This window comes from Streptomyces sp. NPDC026515, assembly GCF_055567595.1.
Window position 1 is genome coordinate 254,622 of sequence record NZ_JBVHQD010000011.1, and the last position, 20,039, is coordinate 274,660.

Annotated in this window: 16 protein-coding genes and 2 riboswitches; of the genes, 4 read left to right on the forward strand and 12 right to left on the reverse strand. The window is 68.5% G+C overall.

Annotated elements, in window-relative coordinates; all coding sequences use genetic code 11:
• Positions 1 to 22 precede the first annotated feature (22 nt).
• From ACZ4O3_RS24600 to ACZ4O3_RS24635, 8 genes are all read right to left on the reverse strand, one after another.
• Positions 23 to 1,477 carry an ABC transporter ATP-binding protein gene (locus ACZ4O3_RS24600; protein ID WP_467724237.1) on the reverse strand — a complete coding sequence of 485 codons (1,455 nt, stop codon included), beginning with the start codon at positions 1,475 to 1,477 and terminating at the stop codon, positions 23 to 25.
• On the reverse strand, positions 1,474 to 2,565 hold the full coding sequence (locus tag ACZ4O3_RS24605; RefSeq protein ID WP_362718421.1) for an ABC transporter ATP-binding protein: 1,092 nt from the start codon (positions 2,563 to 2,565) through the stop codon (positions 1,474 to 1,476). Before ACZ4O3_RS24605 ends, ACZ4O3_RS24600 begins: the two co-directional genes overlap by 4 nt.
• Positions 2,562 to 3,569 carry an ABC transporter permease gene (locus ACZ4O3_RS24610; RefSeq protein ID WP_362718424.1) on the reverse strand — a complete coding sequence of 336 codons (1,008 nt, stop codon included), beginning with the start codon at positions 3,567 to 3,569 and terminating at the stop codon, positions 2,562 to 2,564. Before ACZ4O3_RS24610 ends, ACZ4O3_RS24605 begins: the two co-directional genes overlap by 4 nt.
• 72 nt (positions 3,570 to 3,641) lie before the next feature.
• Positions 3,642 to 5,396 carry an ABC transporter substrate-binding protein gene (locus ACZ4O3_RS24615; RefSeq protein WP_362718427.1) on the reverse strand — a complete coding sequence of 585 codons (1,755 nt, stop codon included), beginning with the start codon at positions 5,394 to 5,396 and terminating at the stop codon, positions 3,642 to 3,644.
• 58 nt (positions 5,397 to 5,454) lie between these two features.
• Positions 5,455 to 6,453, reverse strand: coding sequence for an ABC transporter permease (locus tag ACZ4O3_RS24620; RefSeq protein ID WP_362718430.1), 999 nt, complete (start codon positions 6,451 to 6,453; stop codon positions 5,455 to 5,457).
• 701 nt (positions 6,454 to 7,154) lie between these two features.
• The gene (locus ACZ4O3_RS24625; protein WP_467724240.1) at positions 7,155 to 7,952 is read right to left on the reverse strand and encodes an enhanced serine sensitivity protein SseB C-terminal domain-containing protein; all 798 of its coding nucleotides are present in this window, start codon (positions 7,950 to 7,952) and stop codon (positions 7,155 to 7,157) included.
• Between the two features lie 164 nt (positions 7,953 to 8,116).
• Positions 8,117 to 8,908: an enhanced serine sensitivity protein SseB gene (locus tag ACZ4O3_RS24630; RefSeq protein WP_467724242.1), complete on the reverse strand. Its 792-nt coding sequence runs from the start codon at positions 8,906 to 8,908 to the stop codon at positions 8,117 to 8,119.
• Positions 8,909 to 9,011: 103 nt separating this feature from the next.
• On the reverse strand, positions 9,012 to 9,692 hold the full coding sequence (locus ACZ4O3_RS24635; protein WP_467724243.1) for an AAA family ATPase: 681 nt from the start codon (positions 9,690 to 9,692) through the stop codon (positions 9,012 to 9,014).
• Between the two features lie 162 nt (positions 9,693 to 9,854).
• A riboswitch (glycine riboswitch) is annotated at positions 9,855 to 9,952 on the forward strand.
• Positions 9,953 to 10,062: riboswitch (glycine riboswitch) on the forward strand.
• A 47-nt stretch (positions 10,063 to 10,109) separates the two neighbouring features.
• Here ACZ4O3_RS24635 and gcvT point away from each other — a divergent pair.
• The 4 genes from gcvT (at position 10,110) to ACZ4O3_RS24655 (ending at position 14,470) form a co-directional block, all read left to right on the forward strand.
• Positions 10,110 to 11,237, forward strand: coding sequence for a glycine cleavage system aminomethyltransferase GcvT (gene gcvT, locus ACZ4O3_RS24640; protein WP_362723340.1), 1,128 nt, complete (start codon positions 10,110 to 10,112; stop codon positions 11,235 to 11,237).
• 130 nt (positions 11,238 to 11,367) lie between these two features.
• The gene (gcvH, locus tag ACZ4O3_RS24645) at positions 11,368 to 11,745 is read left to right on the forward strand and encodes a glycine cleavage system protein GcvH (RefSeq protein ID WP_362723337.1); all 378 of its coding nucleotides are present in this window, start codon (positions 11,368 to 11,370) and stop codon (positions 11,743 to 11,745) included.
• Positions 11,746 to 11,783: 38 nt separating this feature from the next.
• Positions 11,784 to 13,046 (forward strand): serine hydroxymethyltransferase, encoded by a 1,263-nt coding sequence (gene glyA / locus ACZ4O3_RS24650; protein ID WP_362723334.1) that lies wholly within the window; start codon positions 11,784 to 11,786, stop codon positions 13,044 to 13,046.
• A gap of 56 nt (positions 13,047 to 13,102) precedes the next feature.
• Positions 13,103 to 14,470, forward strand: a complete 1,368-nt coding sequence (locus ACZ4O3_RS24655; RefSeq protein WP_362723331.1) for an L-serine ammonia-lyase — start codon at positions 13,103 to 13,105, stop codon at positions 14,468 to 14,470.
• Between the two features lie 593 nt (positions 14,471 to 15,063).
• Here ACZ4O3_RS24655 and ACZ4O3_RS24660 read toward each other — a convergent pair.
• The 4 genes from ACZ4O3_RS24660 to ACZ4O3_RS24675 all read right to left on the reverse strand — a co-directional run bounded on the left by ACZ4O3_RS24660 (position 15,064) and on the right by ACZ4O3_RS24675 (position 19,905).
• Positions 15,064 to 16,320 carry an IS256 family transposase gene (locus ACZ4O3_RS24660; protein ID WP_467724300.1) on the reverse strand — a complete coding sequence of 419 codons (1,257 nt, stop codon included), beginning with the start codon at positions 16,318 to 16,320 and terminating at the stop codon, positions 15,064 to 15,066.
• Positions 16,321 to 16,769: 449 nt separating this feature from the next.
• Positions 16,770 to 17,753, reverse strand: a complete 984-nt coding sequence (locus ACZ4O3_RS24665; protein ID WP_467724245.1) for a nitrilase-related carbon-nitrogen hydrolase — start codon at positions 17,751 to 17,753, stop codon at positions 16,770 to 16,772.
• A gap of 280 nt (positions 17,754 to 18,033) precedes the next feature.
• Positions 18,034 to 18,936, reverse strand: a complete 903-nt coding sequence (locus tag ACZ4O3_RS24670; RefSeq protein ID WP_467724247.1) for an NmrA family NAD(P)-binding protein — start codon at positions 18,934 to 18,936, stop codon at positions 18,034 to 18,036.
• A gap of 108 nt (positions 18,937 to 19,044) precedes the next feature.
• The gene (locus ACZ4O3_RS24675) at positions 19,045 to 19,905 is read right to left on the reverse strand and encodes an alpha/beta fold hydrolase (protein ID WP_467724249.1); all 861 of its coding nucleotides are present in this window, start codon (positions 19,903 to 19,905) and stop codon (positions 19,045 to 19,047) included.
• Positions 19,906 to 20,039: the final 134 nt, after the last annotated feature.

Consider the following 20,039-nt stretch of genomic DNA (forward strand, 5'->3'; position numbering starts at 1 on the left):
CTTTACCCAGTTGTGTCATGGGCTACTTGTCCGTTGACTCCTGGGACTTCGGCGACTCGGCCGTGGCGTCGTCGTCGGCGGCTGCGTCGGCATCGGCGCGCGCCTCCGGCTCGGGAGCCGCCTCCGGCTCGGGAGCCGCCTCCGATTCAGGAGCCGCCTCCGATTCAGGAGCCGCCTCCGATTCAGGAGCCGCCTCCGGCTCGGGAGCCGCCTCCGATTCAGGAGCCGCCTCCGGCTCGGGAGCCGCCTCCGATTCAGGAGCCGCCTCCGGCTCGGGAGCCGCCTCCGGTTCAGGAGCCGCCTCCGCGGCCTCCGTCACCGGTTCCGGCGTCTGCGCCGACTCCTCCAGGACCGCCTCGCCCACCAGTTCGGAGGCCGCCTTCGCCGCGCTCAGCAGGACCGTGTCCTGAGGAGCCTGGTCGGCGAAGTTCTCCGGGTGGTGACAGGCGACCCGCTGGCCCGGGCGGAGCTCGATGAGCGCCGGCTCGGTCGTCTTGCAGATCTCCGTGGCCTTCCAGCACCGCGTGTGGAAGCGGCAGCCGGCGGGCGGGGCGATCGGCGACGGGACGTCGCCGCGGAGCAGGATGCGCTCGCTCTTCTGGCCCCGGCGCTTCGGGTCCGGAACCGGCACCGCCGACATCAGCGCCTTGGTGTACGGGTGCATCGGCGACTCGTACAGCTTGGGGCTGTCGGCGAGTTCGACGATCTTGCCGAGGTACATCACCGCGACCCGGTCCGAGACGTGCCGGACGACGGAGAGGTCGTGCGCGATGATCACGTACGTGAGGCCCAGCTCCTCCTGGAGGTCGTCCATGAGGTTGACGACCTGGGCCTGGATCGACACGTCCAGCGCGGAGACCGGCTCGTCGGCCACCACCAGCTTCGGCTTCAGGGCGAGCGCACGGGCGATGCCGATGCGCTGGCGCTGACCGCCGGAGAACTCGTGCGGGTAGCGGTTGTAGTGCTCGGGGCTCAGGCCCACCAGCTCCAGGAGACGCTGGACCTCCTTCTTGACCCCGCCCTCCGGCTCGACGCCCTGGAGCCGGAACGGCGCCGAGACGATCGAGCCGATGGTGTGCCGGGGGTTCAGGGAGCCGTACGGGTCCTGGAAGATCATCTGGATGTCCCGGCGCAGCGGGCGCATCTTCGTGGCGGACAGGTGCGTGATGTCCTGGCCCTCGAAGGTGACCTTGCCGCCGGTCGGGTCCTGGAGGCGGGTGATGACCCGGCCCATGGTCGACTTGCCGCAGCCCGACTCGCCGACCACGCCCAGGGTCTCGCCCTTGCGCACCTCGAAGTCGATGCCGTCGACGGCCTTCACCGCGCCGACCTGCCGCTGCAGGATGCCCTTCTTGATCGGGAAGTGCTTCTGCAGGCCCTCGACCTTCAGCAGCACGCCCCGGTCGCGGGACGACTCCTCGGGAGCGGACGCCTGCTGCGGGACGACCGCCTCATCGGTTTTCTTCGTCTCACTCACAGCTTCGGCGCAATCTCTTCGGTCCAGATCCGCGTGCGGTCCTCGGCCGAGAGGTGGCAGGCGGACCAGTGGCCGCCGTCGACCTGCTGCAGCTCGGGACGGACCGTGCGGGTGACGTTCCCCTTGGGAAGGTCCGCGTACGGGCAGCGCGGGTGGAAGGCGCAGCCCGAGGGGACGTTGATGAGGCTCGGCGGCTGGCCCTTGACCGGGATGAGCCGGTCGGAGGTCTCGCGGTCGATGCGCGGCATCGAGCCCAGCAGGCCCCAGGTGTAGGGGTGCTGCGGCTTCTCGAAGATCTCGTCGACCGGGCCGCGCTCCACGCACCGTCCGCCGTACATCACCAGTACGTCGTCGGCGATCTCGGCGACCACACCCAGGTCATGGGTGATGAGGACGACCGCGGAGCCGAACTCCTTCTGCAGGTCGCGGATCAGGTCGAGGATCTGCGCCTGGACGGTGACGTCGAGGGCGGTGGTCGGCTCGTCCGCGATGAGCAGCTCGGGGTTGTTGACCAGGGCCATGGCGATCATGGCGCGCTGGCGCATACCGCCGGAGAACTCGTGCGGGTAGCCGTCGACGCGCTTGGCCGGCTCGGGGATCCCGACCCGGTCGAGCATCTCGATGGCCCGGGTGCGGGCGACCTTCTTGCTGACGTCGTGGTGGACCCGGTACGCCTCGACGATCTGGTCGCCGATCTTGTAGTACGGGTGCATCGCGGACAGCGGGTCCTGGAAGATCATCGCCATCTCGCGGCCACGCAGCCGGCGCACCTCGTCCGGGGACGCGCTCACCAGCTCCTTGCCGCCCAGCCAGATCTCGCCGGACATCCGGACGTTCTTGCCGCGGGCGCCGAGCCGGTGCAGGCCCATGATGGCCAGCGAGGTCACGGACTTGCCGGAGCCGGACTCGCCCACGATGGAGAGGGTCTTGCCCTTCTCCAGCGAGAAGCTGAGGCCGTCGACGGACTTGACGATGCCGTCGTCCGTCGGGAAGTGCACCTTGAGGTCGCGGACTTCGAGGAAGGCCTCGGGCGTGTGGGACGGCGTGGGCTCGCCCACGGCCGCGCCGGTCTTGGAGAGTTCGGTCACGAGAGCCTCACCCGCGGGTCGGCGGCAGCGTAGAGCAGGTCCACCAGGAGATTTGCGATGACGACGAAGAAGGCGGCGAGCAGGGTCACGCCCAGGATGGGCGGCAGGTCGTTGTCGTCGATGGCCTGCACCGCGTACTGCCCGATGCCGTGCAGCGAGAACACGGTCTCGGTGATCACCGCGCCGCCCAGCAGCAGACCGAGGTCCATGCCGAACACGGTGATGATCGGGGTGAGCGCGGCGCGCAGTCCGTGCCGGACGACGACCTTGCGCTCGCGCAGGCCCTTGGCACGGGCCGTGCGGATGTAGTCCTCGTTCATCGTCTCCAGCATGCCCGAGCGGGTGAGCCGCGCGTAGATGGCCGAGTACAGGAGAGCCAGCGAGCACCAGGCGGGGATGAGGGTGTTGGCCCACTGCGCCGGGTTGTCGGTGAGCGGGACGTATGTGCGGCCGAAGATCGGCCATTGGTAGGTGAAGAGCAGGATCGCCAGGTTGCCCGTGAAGAACATGGGCAGCGAGACGCCGGCGAGGGCCACACCCATGAAGGTGCGGTCGAAGAAGGAGCGCGGCTTCAGCGCGGAGACCACGCCGATCGCCACACCCGAGACCAGCCACAGGACAGCGGCGCCGAGGGCCAGCGACAGGGTCACCGGCATCCGGGAGGTGAGCTGCGGCCAGACGGCCTGGTGGGTCTTGAAGGAGTAGCCGAAGCACGGCGCATTGCAGTGCACCGTGCTCGGGCCCAGGTCATAGGTGGCGCCGGAGACGATCCCCTTGATGAAGTGCCAGTACTGGACGTAGACGGGCTGGTCCAGACCGAGGTTGTGCTTGACCGCGGCGATGTCCGCCTTCGACGGGCTCTTGCCGATGTACTGCTGCGCCAGCTGATCAGCGGTCTGCCCGGCCAGCCGCGGCAGCACGAAGAAGATGGCGAAGGTGACCGCGGAGACGACCAGCAGCAGGATCACCGCTGCGAGCGTCCGACGGAGGATGTACGAGATCACGGGGATCGGCGCTGGTGCCCGCGGGCCTCTCGGCCCGCGGGCACCAATGCCTTCACCTGCCTTCCGGGGCTGCTACTTCGACGCTACGCCGATGTTGAGGTAGTCGTACTGGCCGCTGAAGGCCGCCGTGGAGACCAGGTTGGTGAAGGTGGTCGGGCGGGCCAGCAGGACCTTGAAGTAGGTCAGCGGCACGAGGGCCGCGTCGTCCATGGTCTGCTTGTCGATCTGCGTGTAGATGGTGTTGCGCGCGGCGTCGTCCTGGGTGCCGATCGCCTTCGCCAGCAGGTCGTTGACCGACTTGTTGTTGTACTGCGACAGGTTGGTGTTACCGGACTGGCTGATCGCCTGGCCGTTCAGGATCTGCTGCAGGAAGCCGTAGCCGGACGGCCAGTCGGCACCCCACTGCATCATCATCAGGCCGACGTTCTGCTTGTTGGCGAAGTTCGGCACACCCGCGTAGTCGGTGAAGTACTTGCCCGACGGGTACTGCTTGAGGGTCGCGTTGATGCCGACCTTCTTCAGCGAGTTGATGATCGCCGTGGCGGCGTCGATCTCCTGCGGGCGGTCCGAACGGGCCGTGATGTTGGTGTTGATCGACGTCTTGCCGCAGGCCTTCAGCTGCTCCTTGGCCTTGGTCACGTCACCCTTGTTGCCGGCGCTGGCGTAGACGTCCGACTGGGTGTAGCCCGGGATGTCCGGAGGCAGCACCGTGGAGGCCACGTCACCGCGGATCGGGCCGCCCTCGGCGGTCTGCACCGAGACCTTGTCGACCGCGTACTCGACGGCCTTGCGGCAGGCGACGTTGTCGAACGGCTTCAGCTTGGTGTTGATCGCCATGTAGACCAGACGGCCACCGTAGGTGTTGTCCGTGTTGGCCTTCTTGGCGGAGTCGGTGAGCACCTGGGCCTGCGTGGCGGCCTGGACACCCGTACCGCCGAGGTCGATCGCGTCGCCGGCCTGGACGTCCTTGTCGATCGTCTCGGCGTTGACCTTCAGGTTGACGACGATCTTGTCCGGCAGCTGCTTGCGCAGCGGGTCGGTCTTCGCGTCCCAGTTCTTGTTGCGGACGAGCACGGCCTGCTTGCCGTCCTCGTAGCTCTGGAACTGGTACGAGCCCGAGGACACGATGTTCTTGACGTAGTCGACGCCGTTGTCCTTGGCCTGCGGGACCGGGGCCGTCTGCGGGGCCGAGACCAGGTAGTCGAACTCCTGGAAGGCCTGCTTCAGGTGGAAGACGACCGTGGTGTCGTCCGGGGTCTCGATGGACGCGAGGCCCTTGGCGCTCTTGTCCTTGTAGGGGCCCTTGTACTTGTCGCCGCCGACCAGGAACTGCTGGAAGTAGTTCGGGCCGAGGGAGAGCACGTCACGCGCGAAGTTGGAGCGCTCGACGGCGTACTTGACGTCCTTGGACGTGATCGCCGTGCCGTCCTGGTACTTCAGGCCCGAACGCAGCTTGTACGTCCAGGTCTTGCCGCCGTCGCTCGGGACGCCCTTGCTCGCGGCGAGGTCCGGGACCAGGGTGTTGCCCTTGGAACCGGGGCCGGGCTGGAACGTCATCAGCGGGCGGGCGTACAGCCGGCTGAAGTTGTACATGTAGGCGTAGTACGTGTTACCGGGGTCGAACGAGTCCGGGACGTCGGACAGCTCGTAGGTGACCGTGCCGCCCTTCTTGTCGGACGCGTTGACGACACCCTTGGTAGCCGCGTTGGCCGCGGCGGAGCTGCCGCCGCCGTTGCCGTCCTTGTTGTCATCGGCCTTGCTGCACCCTGCAACCAGCAGGGTGGCGGAGCCGATGGCCGCGATCGCGGCCAGCGCTGACCTTCGCATGATGGGTGGGTTCCCCTCCATTGTCGGAAACTTGTCGGGCTCTCGGTGACGGCAGGCGTCAGCGACTGCGCGGGTCGAGAGCGTCGCGGAGACCATCACCGAGCAGGTTGAACGCCAGGACGGTGATGAAGATGGCAAGGCCGGGCACGATCATGTACTGCGGATCGACCTGGTAGTACGTCACGGCTTCGCGGAGCATGCCGCCCCAGGACGCCTGCGGGGGCTGGATGCCGACGCCGAGGAAGCTCAGGGACGCCTCGAAGAGGATGTTGGTCGGGATCAGCAGCGTCGAGTAGACGATGATCGGACCGACCAGGTTGGGCATCAGCTCGCGGAACAGGATGTACGGGCCCTTGGCTCCCATGCCGCGGGAGGCGTCGACGAACTCGCGCTCCCGCAGGGCGAGGGTCTGGCCGCGCACGATCCGGCCCAGGTAGGGCCAGTTGAAGAAACCGATGACGAAGATCAGCACGCTCAGGTGCAGCGGCAGTCCGTTCAGGCCGAACGCGCCGCCCTGGAGGGTGGCGGAGATGGCGATGGCGAACAGCAGGAGGGGGAAGGCGAGGAAGGTGTCCATCAGCCGGCTGATGACCGAGTCGACCCGGCCGCCGTAGTAGCCCGCGACCACACCCATGATCGCGCCGATCACGTTCGACAGGATGGTCGAGCCGAAGGCGACCACCAGGGACACCCAGGAGCCCTCCAGGATGCGGGTGGCGATGTCCCGGCCGAACTTCGGGTCCACACCGAGCGGGTGGTCAAGGCTCATGCCACCCCAACCGCCGTTCGGCAGCGAGGTGTTGGCGTCGATCAGGTCCTGGTGGAAGGCGTTGGGGTCGAGGCCGAGCAGGGCCTGGATGGGGCGGGCGAGGATCGCGACGAGGATCAGCAGGACGACAACGATGCCGCCGGCCACGGCGACCCTGTCCTTCTTGAACCGGGTCCAGGCGATCTGCCCGAGGGAACGGCCCTCGATCTGCCCTTTTCCGGCACCCTCCAGCACAGCTTCCGGCTGTGCCTCGGCTGCCGACCCAGTGGTCTCGATCGGTGCGGTCACAGTGACCTGACCCCTCTCACCGGTGGTGACCGGCTTTTGTCCGCCGCGGTGGGCGGCTTGGTTCGCTTGACTGCGCGGTGGCCGCCGATGGTTGCGGCCCGACTGTCCACGAGACCCTTCGACCGGTACGGGTCCGTACCGGCTCGCAGGATCGCCGACCTCGCGTCTGAGAGGCGAGTCTTCAATGCACTGGTGATCACACGCCAGGCCTGATGGAGAAAGTATGCGCAACCGTGATGACGACCGGGGTTTCCGCTATCCGGACCGCAGGCCATCCAGGCCGGACGGAATCAATCCCACCAAAGGCGCCAACTCCGCCCCAGTCGCGCCGGTCTACGCGCGGAGACCGCACTCGCGCAGTTGACTGCCCGTCACCCACCGTCGCACCGCCGCACGGAGAAGCGGAGGTTTGGGCGCAGGGCGGACCCCACTCGACGTGACTGACGTCACGCTCCGCTTATTGTCATGACTACGTCAACACAGTTCCTTCTCTCTCCCTCCACAAAGTGAACAATCGGGACCTTGCGGATCAGATGTTCCTCTGATAATTCACCTGACCGCCCCGAGAGCAACCGCTTACCCGGACACAGGGAGGCCGATGAGAGCGCTTCCCCATGGCGAATTCCGTTCGGCGGAACCAGGCCGCGACGAAGCGGCGCGCCCGTTCCGTGGAGGGAACGGGCGCGCCGCCTTCTCGTCGCTCAGTAGCCGCTCTGGGCCGGTGGATACCCGTATCCCGCGGCCGGTGCGGGTGGCGGGGCCGCGTGGGCCTCGCGGTCGTAGAACGGACGCGCGGCGGCCCGCATCCACATCACCACGGGGTCGTACTCGTCGGTCATGGCGACCGTGGACACCGGCAGCCCCTCCGGCACCGCCCCGACGGACTGCTGCATCATCGCCCGCACCGAGTCCACGGCCGGCGGCGACGTGTCGTACACGTCGAGTCCGATCGCGAGATACGGCGCGCCGAGCGCCGGCTGCACCCAGGCGCGCCGCAGCGAGCGGACCGCGGGCGTGCGGTGGGCGTTCTGCGACAGCAGCGCGTAGAACTGCGGGATCTCGATGGTCGGTTCGGCCAGACGCAGCGGCCCCGCGGGCTGGCGCTCCAGGCCGGTCGCGATCCGGCGCAGGTCCAGCCAGGGGATGCCGACCCCGCCGCCCGGGGCGTGCGGGTTGAGCCACAGCCCGAAGTGGTCGGGATAGAGGGTGCGGGCCACGTCGAGGCCGTCGACCACCTCGTACGAACGGTTCCAGCCGCTCGCCGACAGTTCCTGGGCCGAGGTCACGCAGGGGGCGTAGCCGTGGCCCTCGACGTCCATGTTCCCGTACTGGGCGTCGGGGGAGCCGCCCTGACCGTGCCACAGGAGCATCCAGATCTGACCCGAGGACGGCGTGGCGAGGGCGCGGAGGAGTGCCTCGTAGGCGTCGTAGCGCCCGGGGGTTACCTGGCGCAGCATGTGCTCGACCTGTCCGGCCGCCGCGGTGCCGCTGGCGCTCACGTGTTACCGCCCCTTCATTTGTCGCCCCGCATTCGGGGACAGCTTAAGCGCCCGGGGGGAGGGGGCCGATGGTCCGTGCACGAGTGGGGGTTGCGTCGTGGCCGGGCGGGCCCGCGGGGTCGCACCGCACATCGGCACGGCCCCGCGCCCCTGGCGGGGCGCCTTCAGTGGCCGTACTGGTAGAAGGGCCGGACGTTCTCCCGCATCCAGTGGCCCACCGGGTCGTCGGCCACGTCGAGCAGGACCAGGTTCACCGGCCACTGCACCGGGACCCGGCCCAGCGCCTTGCCCAGCGCCTCCAGCGGCACCGCCCTGATGTCCCCCTCCCACTGCGAGAGTTCGACGCCCACGAACATCACGGGGTCGGCCGTCTCGACCGCGGCCAGGCAGCGGCGGGCCGTGGCGACCACGCCGGTCCCCGCGAACTCGGCGGAGGCCGCGGCCAGGAAGTCCATCGGGTCGTCCTGCCAGTCCGGTTCGAAGAGCCGGACCCGGCCGCCCGAGGCGGGGCCGTCCAGTTCGCTGCGGCCGCAGCGGCACAGCTCGGCGACCGCCTCCGGCGGCAGCGGGACTCCCACCACGCCCCCCGGGTTCACGGCGATGCCGACCTGCGGGGGCAGACCGCGGGCGAACTCGACGGCCGGGGCGATCGTGTACGACAGGTGGGCGCCGACCACCTGGCGGAACTGCTCCTCGGAGCTGAAGACCGGGACGTACACCCGGCCTTCGATCTCGGTGGTGGGCAGGTCCAGCGGGCCGCTGTGCGGACCGCCGCCCTCCGGCAGCGGGATCCACAGGAAGCTGCGGCCGAGTACCTCGATGAGCCGGCCCGCGGCCGAGGGGACGCCGAGGGAGGCCGACAGGACCTCCTCCAGTTCGTTGCCGGGCCAACCGCCGTGCGGGTGGGGGTGCGCCTGTGCCGGGAAGTCCGCGGGAATGTCCGCCGGGAAGTCCATCTGCCTACCGCCTGCTGGAAACCGCTGCTGCTGAGTCTGAAAAGGCTAGCGGGTGGCTGTGACAATGCCTCACCCCGTGAGCCGATCCGCCGACCGGGGGGCCTCACCCGGTGGGCTGCTCCGCCCTCCGGAAGGCGATCCGGCACAGTACGTCCGCCGCGTCCCGGTCGAGCAGGACCGCCGAGCCGACCCCCTGGGGCAGCCCGCCCTTCTCCACCGCGCGCACCAGGCGGGACGCGGCGTGGCGGTGGCGCAGGAAGGCGTACCGGGAGACGCCCCGGCCGCGCTCGCGCTGGCCGTCCAGCGCCGTGCCGGGCGTGACGTCCAGGAGCAGCAGGTGCAGGGTGCCGCCGCGGCGGCGGGCCGCGCGGGCCAGCCAGTCGCGCACCCAGGCCTGGGTCCCGCAGTCGTGCACCACGACGCCCTCGCCGGTGCGCAGCGCGCGGCGCAGTCCGGCGTAGTGGGCGAGGCGGACCAGCGGGCGGTAGAGGGCGTACGGCAGGAAGCGGGCCAGCCGGGCGTCCCAGCGGTCCCGGGTGTCCTGGGAGTCGATCCGGATGCCCTGGACGGTGCGGTGCATCAGGGTGGACTTGCCGCTGCCGGGCAGTCCGGTGACCACGACCAGGTCACGAGGGCCGAAGAGCAGACCGGGCGGGCTGCCGCCCGCACGGTCGCGCAGATCACGGACGACCGGTGCCGGCTCCGCGCACCGCTCGAGCGCGGGGGCCGCCGGCTGCCCGGACAGGGCCATGCCCGTCGTCGCGTATGCCGTGGTCCTTGTCACCGTGACCGTCCTCCCTGGGGGTTCAGGAAAGGTTCTCCCCACATACTGTAAAGAGAAGGTAATCCCCGGTGTCTCGCGGTTCGGTCCGCTTCCGGCCACAGGCCTGTCACAAAGCTCCGCCCGGCATGCAATGATGTGCCCGCCAACTGCATACCGGCCGTTTGAATCCGCGCGGGAGAGTCCCCGGCAGTCTTCGCCGGGGCGCCGAAGGAGCAAGTCCCTCCCTTGAATCTCTCAGGCCCCGTTACCGCGCGGGCGAGGCACATCTGAAAAGCGGGCCGCCGTCTCGGCGGTCCCACCCAAGGTGCAAGTCGTGACCACTGTGGTGGTCGAGGCGAACCTCTCAGGTTCCGATGACAGATGGGGAGGACAGACCTCGCCTGTCATGCCCTGGGATCTTTGGGAGACGACCGACCGATGAGCAGTTCCGATTCCGCTGGACTCCGCCGTACCGCGCTCGATGCCCTGCATCGCTCGCTCGGCGCCACCATGACCGACTTCGCCGGCTGGGACATGCCCCTGCGCTACGGATCCGAACGCGACGAGCATGTCGCCGTGCGGACCAGGGCCGGGCTCTTCGACCTCTCCCACATGGGCGAGATCGCCGTGACCGGCCCCCAGGCGGCCGCCCTGCTGAACCACGCCCTGGTCGGCAACATCGCCTCCGTCGGCGTCGGGCGCGCCCGCTACACCATGATCTGCCGGGCCGACGGCGGCATCCTCGACGACCTGATCGTCTACCGGCTGGCCGAGACCGAGTACCTGGTCGTGGCCAACGCCTCCAACGCCCAGGTGGTCCTCGACGCGCTGACCGAGCGTGCCGACGGGTTCGACGCCGAGGTGCGCGACGACCGGGACGCGTACGCCCTGATCGCCGTCCAGGGACCGGAGTCGCCCGGGATCCTGAAGTCGCTGACCGACGCCGACCTGGACGGCCTGAAGTACTACGCCGGGCTGCCCGGCACGGTCGCCGGGGTCCCGGCGCTGATCGCCCGCACCGGCTACACCGGCGAGGACGGCTTCGAGCTGTTCGTGAAGCCGGAGCACGCGGTGCAGGTGTGGCAGGCGCTCACCGACGCGGGTGAGGGCGTCGGCCTGGTGCCCTGCGGGCTGTCCTGCCGGGACACCCTGCGCCTGGAGGCGGGCATGCCGCTCTACGGGCATGAGCTGACCACCTCGCTGACCCCCTTCGACGCCGGGCTCGGCCGGGTGGTGAAGTTCGAGAAGGACGGCGACTTCGTGGGGCGCGAGGCGCTCCAGGAGGCCGCCGACCGGGCCGCGGCCGAGCCGCCGCGGGTGCTGGTCGGCCTGGTCGCCGAGGGCCGTCGGGTGCCGCGCGCCGGGTTCTCGGTGGTCGCGGGCGGCGAGGTGATCGGCGAGGTCACCTCCGGCGCCCCCTCCCCCACCCTGGGCAGGCCGATCGCCATGGCGTACGTCGACGCGGCGCACTCGGCGCCGGGCACCACGGGTGTCGGTGTGGACATCCGGGGCAGCCACGAACCGTACGAGGTCGTGGCCCTGCCCTTCTACAAGCGCCAGAAGTAGACCCCGAGGCAGACCCAGAGGAGACACTGGGCGCGGCGGCGCGTGACCCTGCGCACATTTCCGCTGCTCACGTGTCTTTCCAGCAGTCCTCTTTCACCAGCACTCCCCCGCGTACAGGAGAATTCAGGCCATGAGCAACCCCCAGCAGCTGCGTTACAGCAAGGAGCACGAGTGGCTGTCGGCCGCCGCGGACAGCGTGGCGACGGTCGGCATCACGGAGCACGCGGCCAACGCGCTCGGTGACGTCGTCTTCGTCCAGCTCCCGGCCGTCGGCGACACCGTGACCGCGGGCGAGTCCTGCGGCGAGCTGGAGTCGACCAAGTCGGTCTCCGACCTCTACTCGCCGGTCACCGGTGAGATCACCGAGATCAACGAGGACGTCGTGGACGATCCGTCCCTGGTGAACTCGGCCCCCTTCGAGGGCGGCTGGCTGTTCAAGGTGCGCATCGCGGACGAGCCGGCCGATCTGCTCTCCGCCGACGAGTACACCGCCTTCACCGCCGGCTGAGGACCGCACAGACACCGGCTGAGGAGTCGTAGAAAAAGATGTCCGTTCTGAACACGCCCCTGCACGAGCTCGACCCGGAGGTCGCGGCCGCGGTCGACGCCGAGCTGGTGCGCCAGCAGTCCACCCTGGAGATGATCGCCTCGGAGAACTTCGCTCCGGTCGCGGTCATGGAGGCGCAGGGCTCGGTACTGACCAACAAGTACGCCGAGGGCTACCCGGGCCGCCGCTACTACGGCGGCTGCGAGCACGTCGACGTCACCGAGCAGATCGCCATCGACCGGGTGAAGGAGCTGTTCGGCGCCGAGTACGCCAACGTGCAGCCGCACTCCGGTGCCTCCGCCAACCAGGCGGCCCTGTTCGCGCTGGCGCAGCCCGGCGACACCATCCTGGGTCTGGACCTCGCCCACGGCGGCCACCTGACCCACGGCATGCGCCTGAACTTCTCCGGCAAGCAGTTCGGCGTGGTGGCCTACCACGTGGACGACGCCGGTCTCGTGGACATGTCCGAGGTGGAGCGGCTCGCCAAGGAGCACCGGCCGAAGGTGATCATCGCCGGCTGGTCGGCGTACCCGCGCCAGCTGGACTTCGCCGAGTTCCGGCGGATCGCCGACGAGGTCGAGGCGTACCTGTGGGTCGACATGGCCCACTTCGCCGGCCTGGTCGCCGCCGGTCTGCACGAGAACCCGGTGCCCTACGCCGACGTGGTCACCTCCACCACCCACAAGACGCTGGGCGGTCCCCGCGGCGGCATCATCCTGGCCCGTCAGGCCTTCGCGAAGAAGCTGAACTCGTCCGTCTTCCCCGGCTTCCAGGGCGGTCCCCTGGAGCACGTGATCGCGGCGAAGGCCGTCTCCTTCAAGGTCGCCGCCTCGGAGGACTTCAAGGAGCGCCAGCGTCGTACGGTGGAGGGTGCGCGCATCCTCGCCGAGCGGCTCACCGCGCCCGACGCCCGCGAGGCCGGCGTGAGCGTGCTGTCCGGCGGCACGGACGTGCACCTGATCCTCGTCGACCTGCGCGAGTCGGAGCTGGACGGGCAGCAGGCCGAGGACCGTCTCCACGAGGTCGGCATCACGGTCAACCGCAACGCCGTCCCGAACGACCCGCGCCCGCCGATGGTCACCTCGGGGCTGCGGATCGGCACCCCGGCGCTGGCCACCCGCGGCTTCACGGCCGAGGACTTCACCGAGGTCGCGGACGTGATCGCCGAGACGCTGAAGCCGTCCTACGACGCGGCGGCCCTGAGGGCCCGGGTCGAGGCCCTGACCGCGAAGCACCCGCTTTACCCCGGTCTGAACAAGTAGTTCCCTGGTGGGGGCACCCGATGGTGTGTGCCCCCGCCCTTTTCCAAGGAGTTCCCGTGGCCATCTCGGTCTTCGACCTGTTCTCGATCGGTATCGGCCCGTCGAGCTCTCACACCGTCGGTCCCATGCGCGCGGCCCGCATGTTCGCCCGCCGCCTGCGCAACGAGGGGCTGCTGGACTCCGTCACCTCGATACGCTCCGAGCTGTACGGGTCGCTCGGCGCGACCGGCCACGGCCACGGCACCCCGAAGGCGGTGCTGCTCGGCCTGGAGGGCGCCTCGCCGCGCACGGTCGACGTGGAGGGCGCGGACGACCGGATCGAGACGATCAAGGCCACGAAGCGCCTGTCGCTGCTGGGCGAGCACGAGATCGCGTTCTCCTTCGACGCCGACCTGAAACTGCACCGCCGCAAGACGCTGCCCTACCACGCGAACGGCATGACCCTGTGGGCGTACGACGCCTTTGGGACGGAACTCCTCTCCAAGACGTACTACTCGGTCGGCGGCGGGTTCGTCGTCGACGAGGAGGCGGTCGGCGCGGACCGCATCAAGCTGGACGACACGGTCCTGAAGTACCCCTTCCGCACGGGCGACGAGCTGCTGCGCCTGACCAAGGAGACGGGTCTGTCGATCTCCGCCCTGATGCTGGAGAACGAGCGGGCCTGGCGCACCGAGGAGGAGATCCGCGAGGGGCTGCTGGACATCTGGCGGGTGATGCAGGCGTGCGTGGGGCGCGGGATGTCGCGGGAGGGGATCCTGCCGGGCGGTCTGCGGGTCCGTCGCCGTGCCGCCATCACCGCGCGGCAACTGCGCGCCGAGGGCGACCCGTTGGCCCACGCGATGGAGTGGATCACGCTCTACGCGATGGCCGTGAACGAGGAGAACGCGGCGGGCGGCCGGGTGGTCACCGCTCCCACCAACGGCGCGGCGGGCATCATCCCGGCGGTCCTGCACTACTACATCGACTTCGTCCCGGGCGCCGACGAGGACGGAGTGGTCCGCTTCCTCCTCGCGGCCGGCGCGATCGGCATGCTCTTCAAGGAGAACGCGTCCATCTCCGGCGCCGAGGTCGGCTGCCAGGGCGAGGTCGGCTCGGCCTGCTCGATGGCGGCGGGCGCGCTGGCCGAGGTGCTCGGCGGCTCCCCGGAACAGGTCGAGAACGCGGCCGAGATCGGCATGGAGCACAACCTCGGCCTCACCTGCGACCCGGTCGGCGGCCTGGTCCAGATCCCCTGCATCGAACGCAACGGCATGGCCGCGGTCAAGGCGGTCACCGCGGCCCGCATGGCCATGCGCGGCGACGGCTCCCACAAGGTGTCCCTGGACAAGGTCATCAAGACCATGAAGGACACCGGCGCCGACATGAGCGTCAAGTACAAGGAGACGGCGCGGGGCGGGCTGGCGGTGAACATCATCGAGTGCTAGGGAAACGGGCCCTGCCCAGCGCGTTCGTGTCTTTCGGCGCTGCCGGGGCCTTCCCTGCTTACGCGGGGGAACGTCCCCGGACAGTTCCTGGGACAGACCTGAAAGTCCCCAGGATGTCCCCGCCACACGCCCTTCGTACCCGGCCGCCAGGGCGCCACTTGGTCGTGGAACACGGTGCCGCCTGCGAACGATTTTCCCGTTCCGCGGGCCCACTGTTCCGTCGTCCGTCTGCGGCGCCCACCACGCCTCTGGACTGGCCTGCACTGCTGACGGATGAACTCGGCAGGCTCTGTCCGCCTACTCGAACCGTCATTCAGCCACGGCTTTGCCATCATCTGGCGAGTGCTTGCTAAGAGTTCGTGATCACGAGCAAACCTACCCGTTCAGGCTGAACCGCCACCGTACAGCGCCAACTTCGTCGCCCCATCGTGGTACGAGACCGGGGATTACGCCGTGGCCGCCGATGGTTCGGCCACAGGCCGGTACTCGCTGCGCAGTCGCACGAGCCGGGCATGCATCCTCCGCATCGAGTCCACTCGCGCAGCCACGGCGGTGGGGTCTGTGTAGCGAACGATGGAACTCGGTTGGTTTGTTCAGCGGCGTCCGGCGGTGAGCCGGCCGTCGAAGGTGATGTCGAAGGCTTGGAGTGCGGCCTTCCAGCGCATGGTCCAGCGTTTACGTCCGGTGCCGGTCGGGTCCAGGCTCATGACGGCCAGGTAGACGCACTTGAGGGCGGCCTGGTCGGTGGGGAAGTGGCCCCGGGCCCGGACGGCCTTGCGGATCCGCGCGTTGATGCTCTCGATCGCGTTCGTGGTGCAGACGATCTTGCGGATCTCGACGTCGAACCGGAGGAAGGGCACGAACTCTGCCCAGGCCGCCTCCCAGAGCCGGACGATCGCCGGATACTTTTTGCCCCAGGCGTCGGTGAACTCCACGAACCGCTCCGGCGCGGCGTCCTCGCTCGGCGCGGTGTAGACGGGCCTGAGCGCCTTCGCGATCTTCTCCCAGTCCTGCCGGGCCGCGTAACGGAAGCTGTTCCGCAGCAGGTGAACGACACAGGCCTGGACGATCGTCGCAGGCCAGACCGTGTTCACGGCGTCCGGAAGACCGGTCAGGCCGTCACAGACCAACATCAGGACATCGGCCGCGCCGCGGTTCTTGATCTCGGTCAGGACCTGAAGCCAGTACTTCGCGCCCTCCCCGCCATCACCGATCCACAGGCCCAGGATGTCCCGGTGTCCCTCGGCAGTGACCGCCACCGCCATATAGACGGGCCGGTTGGCGACCTGCCCATCCCTGACCTTCACGTTCACACAATCGATGAAGACGACCGGGTAGACGCTGTCCAGGGGACGGTTCCGCCATTCCGTCATGCCGGCCATCATGCTGTCGGTGATCGTGGAGATCGTGGACTTGGAGATCTCTGCGCCGTACACCTCGGCGAGATGCGCGGAGATCTCCCCGTGCGTCAGCCCTTTCGCCGACAGAGACAGGACCATCTCGTCCACCCCGCCCAGACGCCGCTGACGCTTCCTGACCAGCTGAGGCTCGAAGGACCCGGCCCTATCCCGCGGCACCGCGATCTCGACCGGCCCCGACTCGGTGATCACCGTCTTGGAGCGGTGTCCGTTGCGGTAGTTCTCCCGGCCGCCCTCGGCCCGCTCACCGGGCTCATGTCCCAGGTGATCGGTGAGCTCGCCCTCCAGGGCTGCCTCCAGCACCCGCTTGGTCAGCTGCTGCAACAGGCCACCCTCCCCGGTGAGCTTCACGCCACCAGCCTGGGCCCGGGCAACCAGCTCGGCCACCAGCCCGTCATCCACCGCGTTCGTCCCACTCACAGCGGCCTCCATGGCCTCGGAGCCACTCGTCACGTCAGTCATCAACTGTCGCTTCCAGCCCGGGAGTTACACCACTCACCGTACAGACCCGAATAGATCAGGAAAATCCCAGGGATCCCGCAGGTCAGTGGGCTTGTCGCGTCCGGCGCCCGCTTGTACGGCCTGGCGCTGAACATCAGCGAGTGCTAGGGAAACGGGCCCTGAACAGCGCGTTCGTCTCTTTCGGCGCTGTCGGGGCCTTCCCCGCTTACGTGGTGGAAGGTCCCTGGGTAGGGCCAGAACGAAGATCGGACACCTGTGCCACTGGAGGGTCGGCTTGGGCCGCCGCTCTTGTCGAGCCGGGGAAGAACCAACGTTGACGGCGTCGTGGATCCTCCCGTCGCGTTGCCGCACAGCAGGGTCACCGCGGGCCAGCCGTGTTGACCTGCGTCGTACGCGGATGCAACACGGGTGGGAACGGCTCAGCGGGTCATGGCGGAGCGGTCTTCTGGCACCGCGGAAGCGCTCCGGACCGTCGCAGGAGTCCCCGTCTCGTGGAGGTGGGCCGTCGGAGTGCGGTCGATCCGCAGACTGAGCAGTTCCGGGCGGCTGTAGTGGCCGCGCGCATCCATCAGACGCTTGCGCTGGTCGATCAGCGCGAAGTCCAGGTCGGCTATGACCTCACCCTCGCCGGACGTCAGCGGCTTGCCGACGATGCGTCCTTCGGGATCGACGATTGCGGTGAAGAAGCCGCCGGAGAGCGCCGGGCCGCCGGTGTCCTCGGCGATTCGCCCCACCTGGTCGTTGTCGAGCCAGGCGGTTGCGCAGACGACGAAACAAGCCGCTTCCAGTGCGTGCTGGCGAATGTTGACCTCGATCTGCTCCGCGAACAGCTGGCCTCCAAAGGCCCCGGGATACATTGCCGCGTGGATCTGCTCGCCGTCGGCGATCAGCGCGTAGCGTGCCAACGGCTGGTAGTGCTCCCAACAGGCGAGCTGGCCGACACGACCGACGGCGCTGTCCACCGCGCGCAGGCCGGAAGCGGCGCCCTGGCCCCAGACCAGCCGCTCGTGATAGGTCGGCGTGATCTTGCGGCGACGCTGGATCAGCGTGCCATCCGCGTCGAACAGCAGCTGTGTGTTGTAGATGGTGCCGCCGTCACGCTCGTTGACACCGATCGAGACGACCATGTGAGCCTCCCTCGCGGCCTCGGCGATCGCGTCGGTCTCGGCGGACGGCACGGCCACCGACTCTTCGAGCAGGCGCAACGGCTCCTTTGCCATGGCGTAGGGGGCCTGCACGAAAGAGAAGTACGGGTAGTAGGGCACGACGGCCTCAGGGAAGACCGCGTACTGGACGCCCTTCGTTCCCAACTCGCGGATCTTCTGAACGACCCTTTCAACAGTGCCCGCGCGGCTGTAGAGCACGGGGCTGATCTGGACTGCGGCAGCTTTTACGACGGTCATCGTGCGGTTCCTTTTCGAAATACGGGGTCATGACTGACGGAGGTGCCTGCGCCTGTCGATGCGTCAGGGCTCGGCACGATGCCCATGGCTGAGCGATGGTGCTGCGGGGAGCGGCACGGGTTGACGGAACGATCACGACCGCGGCGGACGGCTCCGCCGAGGCAACGGACTACGGAGGAGCACAGGGCCGAGTCGCAGCGAGCCGTGGATCTCGCAGCGCGTGCCGGGCTGAAAGTGCAACAGGCGCAGCTGGATCGATGCCGCGGCCGGAAGGCCCGGCCTACTGGAACAGCTGAGGGTTGTTCTCGGCGAAATCACGAACATCAAGGGCCGGTCTGCCGAGGATGGTCTCGATATCCGTGGAGACCCGGTCGTATCGGTTTTCGCGATGCAGTCGGGCCATGGTCGTCACATGCTCGATGAGATGGTCCGGAAGCTTCACTGCTGCCAGGCTTTGAGCCCACTCTTCAGGGGGCACGTCCACGTAGGTGGCGGGACGGCCTGCTGCCTTGGCGAACTGCTCCGCGACACCGTTAATGTCCCTGGACACCGGTCCGGTGAGTTCGTACACCCGGCCAAGATGAGAACTGGGCTCGGCGAGAACGGTGACCACCACGTCTGCGACGTCGCTCGTGGCGACCGGCGAGGTGCGTCCGGAGCCGAACGGCAAATGGACGGTGATCCTTTGTGGAGTCGACTGGATCGCGAACTGGAACAGGGGGTTTTCCATGAAGATGGTGGGCCTGACCTGAACGACCGGAAGGCCCGACCAGGAGAGGATCCGTTCGCTCAGCAGGTGGAGGCGCTGCTGACGTGACTCCGAGGTGCTCGTGATCGTCATCTGCGAGACAGTCATCTGCGACATGTTGACGAGGACCTCCAGGGCCCCGTGCTCGCGTGCGGCAGCGGCAACTGCCGTTGTCGCCTCCAAATAGGAGCTGGAGACGCTCATCCCGAAGTAGATCCGGTGGCAGCCCTCCAGCGCACGGAAGACGTCCGCCGGCTGGGTGAGGTCACCTACGACCACTTCGGCGCCTGTTGCGCGGAGAGTGTCGGCACGTTCGTCGTCTTTCCTGACCAGCGCACGGGTCGGCAGTCCCCGACTCCGCAAGCGCTCGACGACCTTTCTCCCCACGGATCCGGCGTTTCCGGCTCCGGTCACCAGGATCAGTTTCTCCGGCATCCTGTTTCCTTTCGACATGTGCCTCAGGGCGAGGGCGAGCGTTCTGAGTTCTTCGTGTCTGCGGCCGGCTGCATGACGCCCCTGTGCCCGGGGGCTGCCAGGCCGGGATCACTCGTGGTGGATCAGCAGACGGGCCACGGCTTCTGGTTCGTCCCACTGGAGCCAGTGGCGGGCCTGTACGGACCGGAGCCGTGCGTTCGGAAAGAGTCCGGCCAGGTGCTCGGCGACTCCGCTGTTGAGGTAGGGGTCGTTCGCCCCGAAGATGATGTCCACGGGGATCTGGAGGTCTCCGGTCTTGCCTGTTGCGACGAGCTCGCTGGTGATCGCGAGGTCGGTGAACAGCCGTGCCGTCCACGCGCGGATCGCGTCGAGGGCGTCCGGCTGCCCTGCGGTCCCGAAGAACAGGGGGACGATGACCCGGTCACGGATGTCGTCGGCCGGTCCGTACCCGAACCGGGTGGCGGTGTAGCCCAGCAGCCACTGCCGCTGCGCGAGGTCTGCGAAGAGCGCGTCGGTGAGCGGAACGAGGTCCGGGTCGCCCATCAGGCGGATCATCTCGGGGAACCTCAACGTCGGCGATTCTCCGAAGTAGCAGTTGAACAGGACGAGGCGCTCGACTCGGTCCGGATGGGCCAGGGCGTACTCGACGGCGACCGGGCCTCCGGCGTCGTGCCCCACCAGGATGACCTTCCCGAGCCCCAGCTGGTCGATAACGGCCTCGGTCTCGGCGAGCCGCTGACCGTCCGCGACGGGCGAGTTCTGCACCCGCTCGGACTGTCCGTAGCCGAGGAAGTCGAAGCTCACCGACCGGTGAGGGTGCAGTTGCGCGATGAGCTTGTCGTAGACGGTCGAGTCGTCGGGGTAGCCGTGCAGGAACACGAAGGGCGTGCCGTGTCCCGGGTGGTCCTTGGCATGGAGGTAGCCGTGCCGGGTGGAGACCCGCTGTTCCACTGCTGCGAACGGTTGCATGATTCGCTCCTTGGTGGTGGGCCGGACTGCGCTGCCGACTGTCGTCGCCCTGGTCAGGGCTGAGCAGACGGACGGCGGGTGGCGGCCCACCGTCCTGGACGTGTCACATGCTGGTGAAAGGTCGGGCGAGGTGT

Bases quoted from the DNA above. Each gene is read 5' to 3' on its own strand.
- ACZ4O3_RS24615 (WP_362718427.1), bottom strand. From the start codon at position 5,396: ATGCGAAGGTCAGCGCTGGCCGCGATCGCGGCCATCGGCTCCGCCACC.
- ACZ4O3_RS24630 (WP_467724242.1), bottom strand. From the start codon at position 8,908: ATGGACTTCCCGGCGGACATTCCCGCGGACTTCCCGGCACAGGCGCAC.
- gcvT (WP_362723340.1), top strand. From the start codon at position 10,110: ATGAGCAGTTCCGATTCCGCTGGACTCCGCCGTACCGCGCTCGATGCC.
- gcvH (WP_362723337.1), top strand. From the start codon at position 11,368: ATGAGCAACCCCCAGCAGCTGCGTTACAGCAAGGAGCACGAGTGGCTG.
- glyA (WP_362723334.1), top strand. From the start codon at position 11,784: ATGTCCGTTCTGAACACGCCCCTGCACGAGCTCGACCCGGAGGTCGCG.
- ACZ4O3_RS24660 (WP_467724300.1), bottom strand. From the start codon at position 16,320: ATGGAGGCCGCTGTGAGTGGGACGAACGCGGTGGATGACGGGCTGGTG.
- ACZ4O3_RS24665 (WP_467724245.1), bottom strand. From the start codon at position 17,753: ATGACCGTCGTAAAAGCTGCCGCAGTCCAGATCAGCCCCGTGCTCTAC.
- ACZ4O3_RS24670 (WP_467724247.1), bottom strand. From the start codon at position 18,936: ATGCCGGAGAAACTGATCCTGGTGACCGGAGCCGGAAACGCCGGATCC.
- ACZ4O3_RS24675 (WP_467724249.1), bottom strand. From the start codon at position 19,905: ATGCAACCGTTCGCAGCAGTGGAACAGCGGGTCTCCACCCGGCACGGC.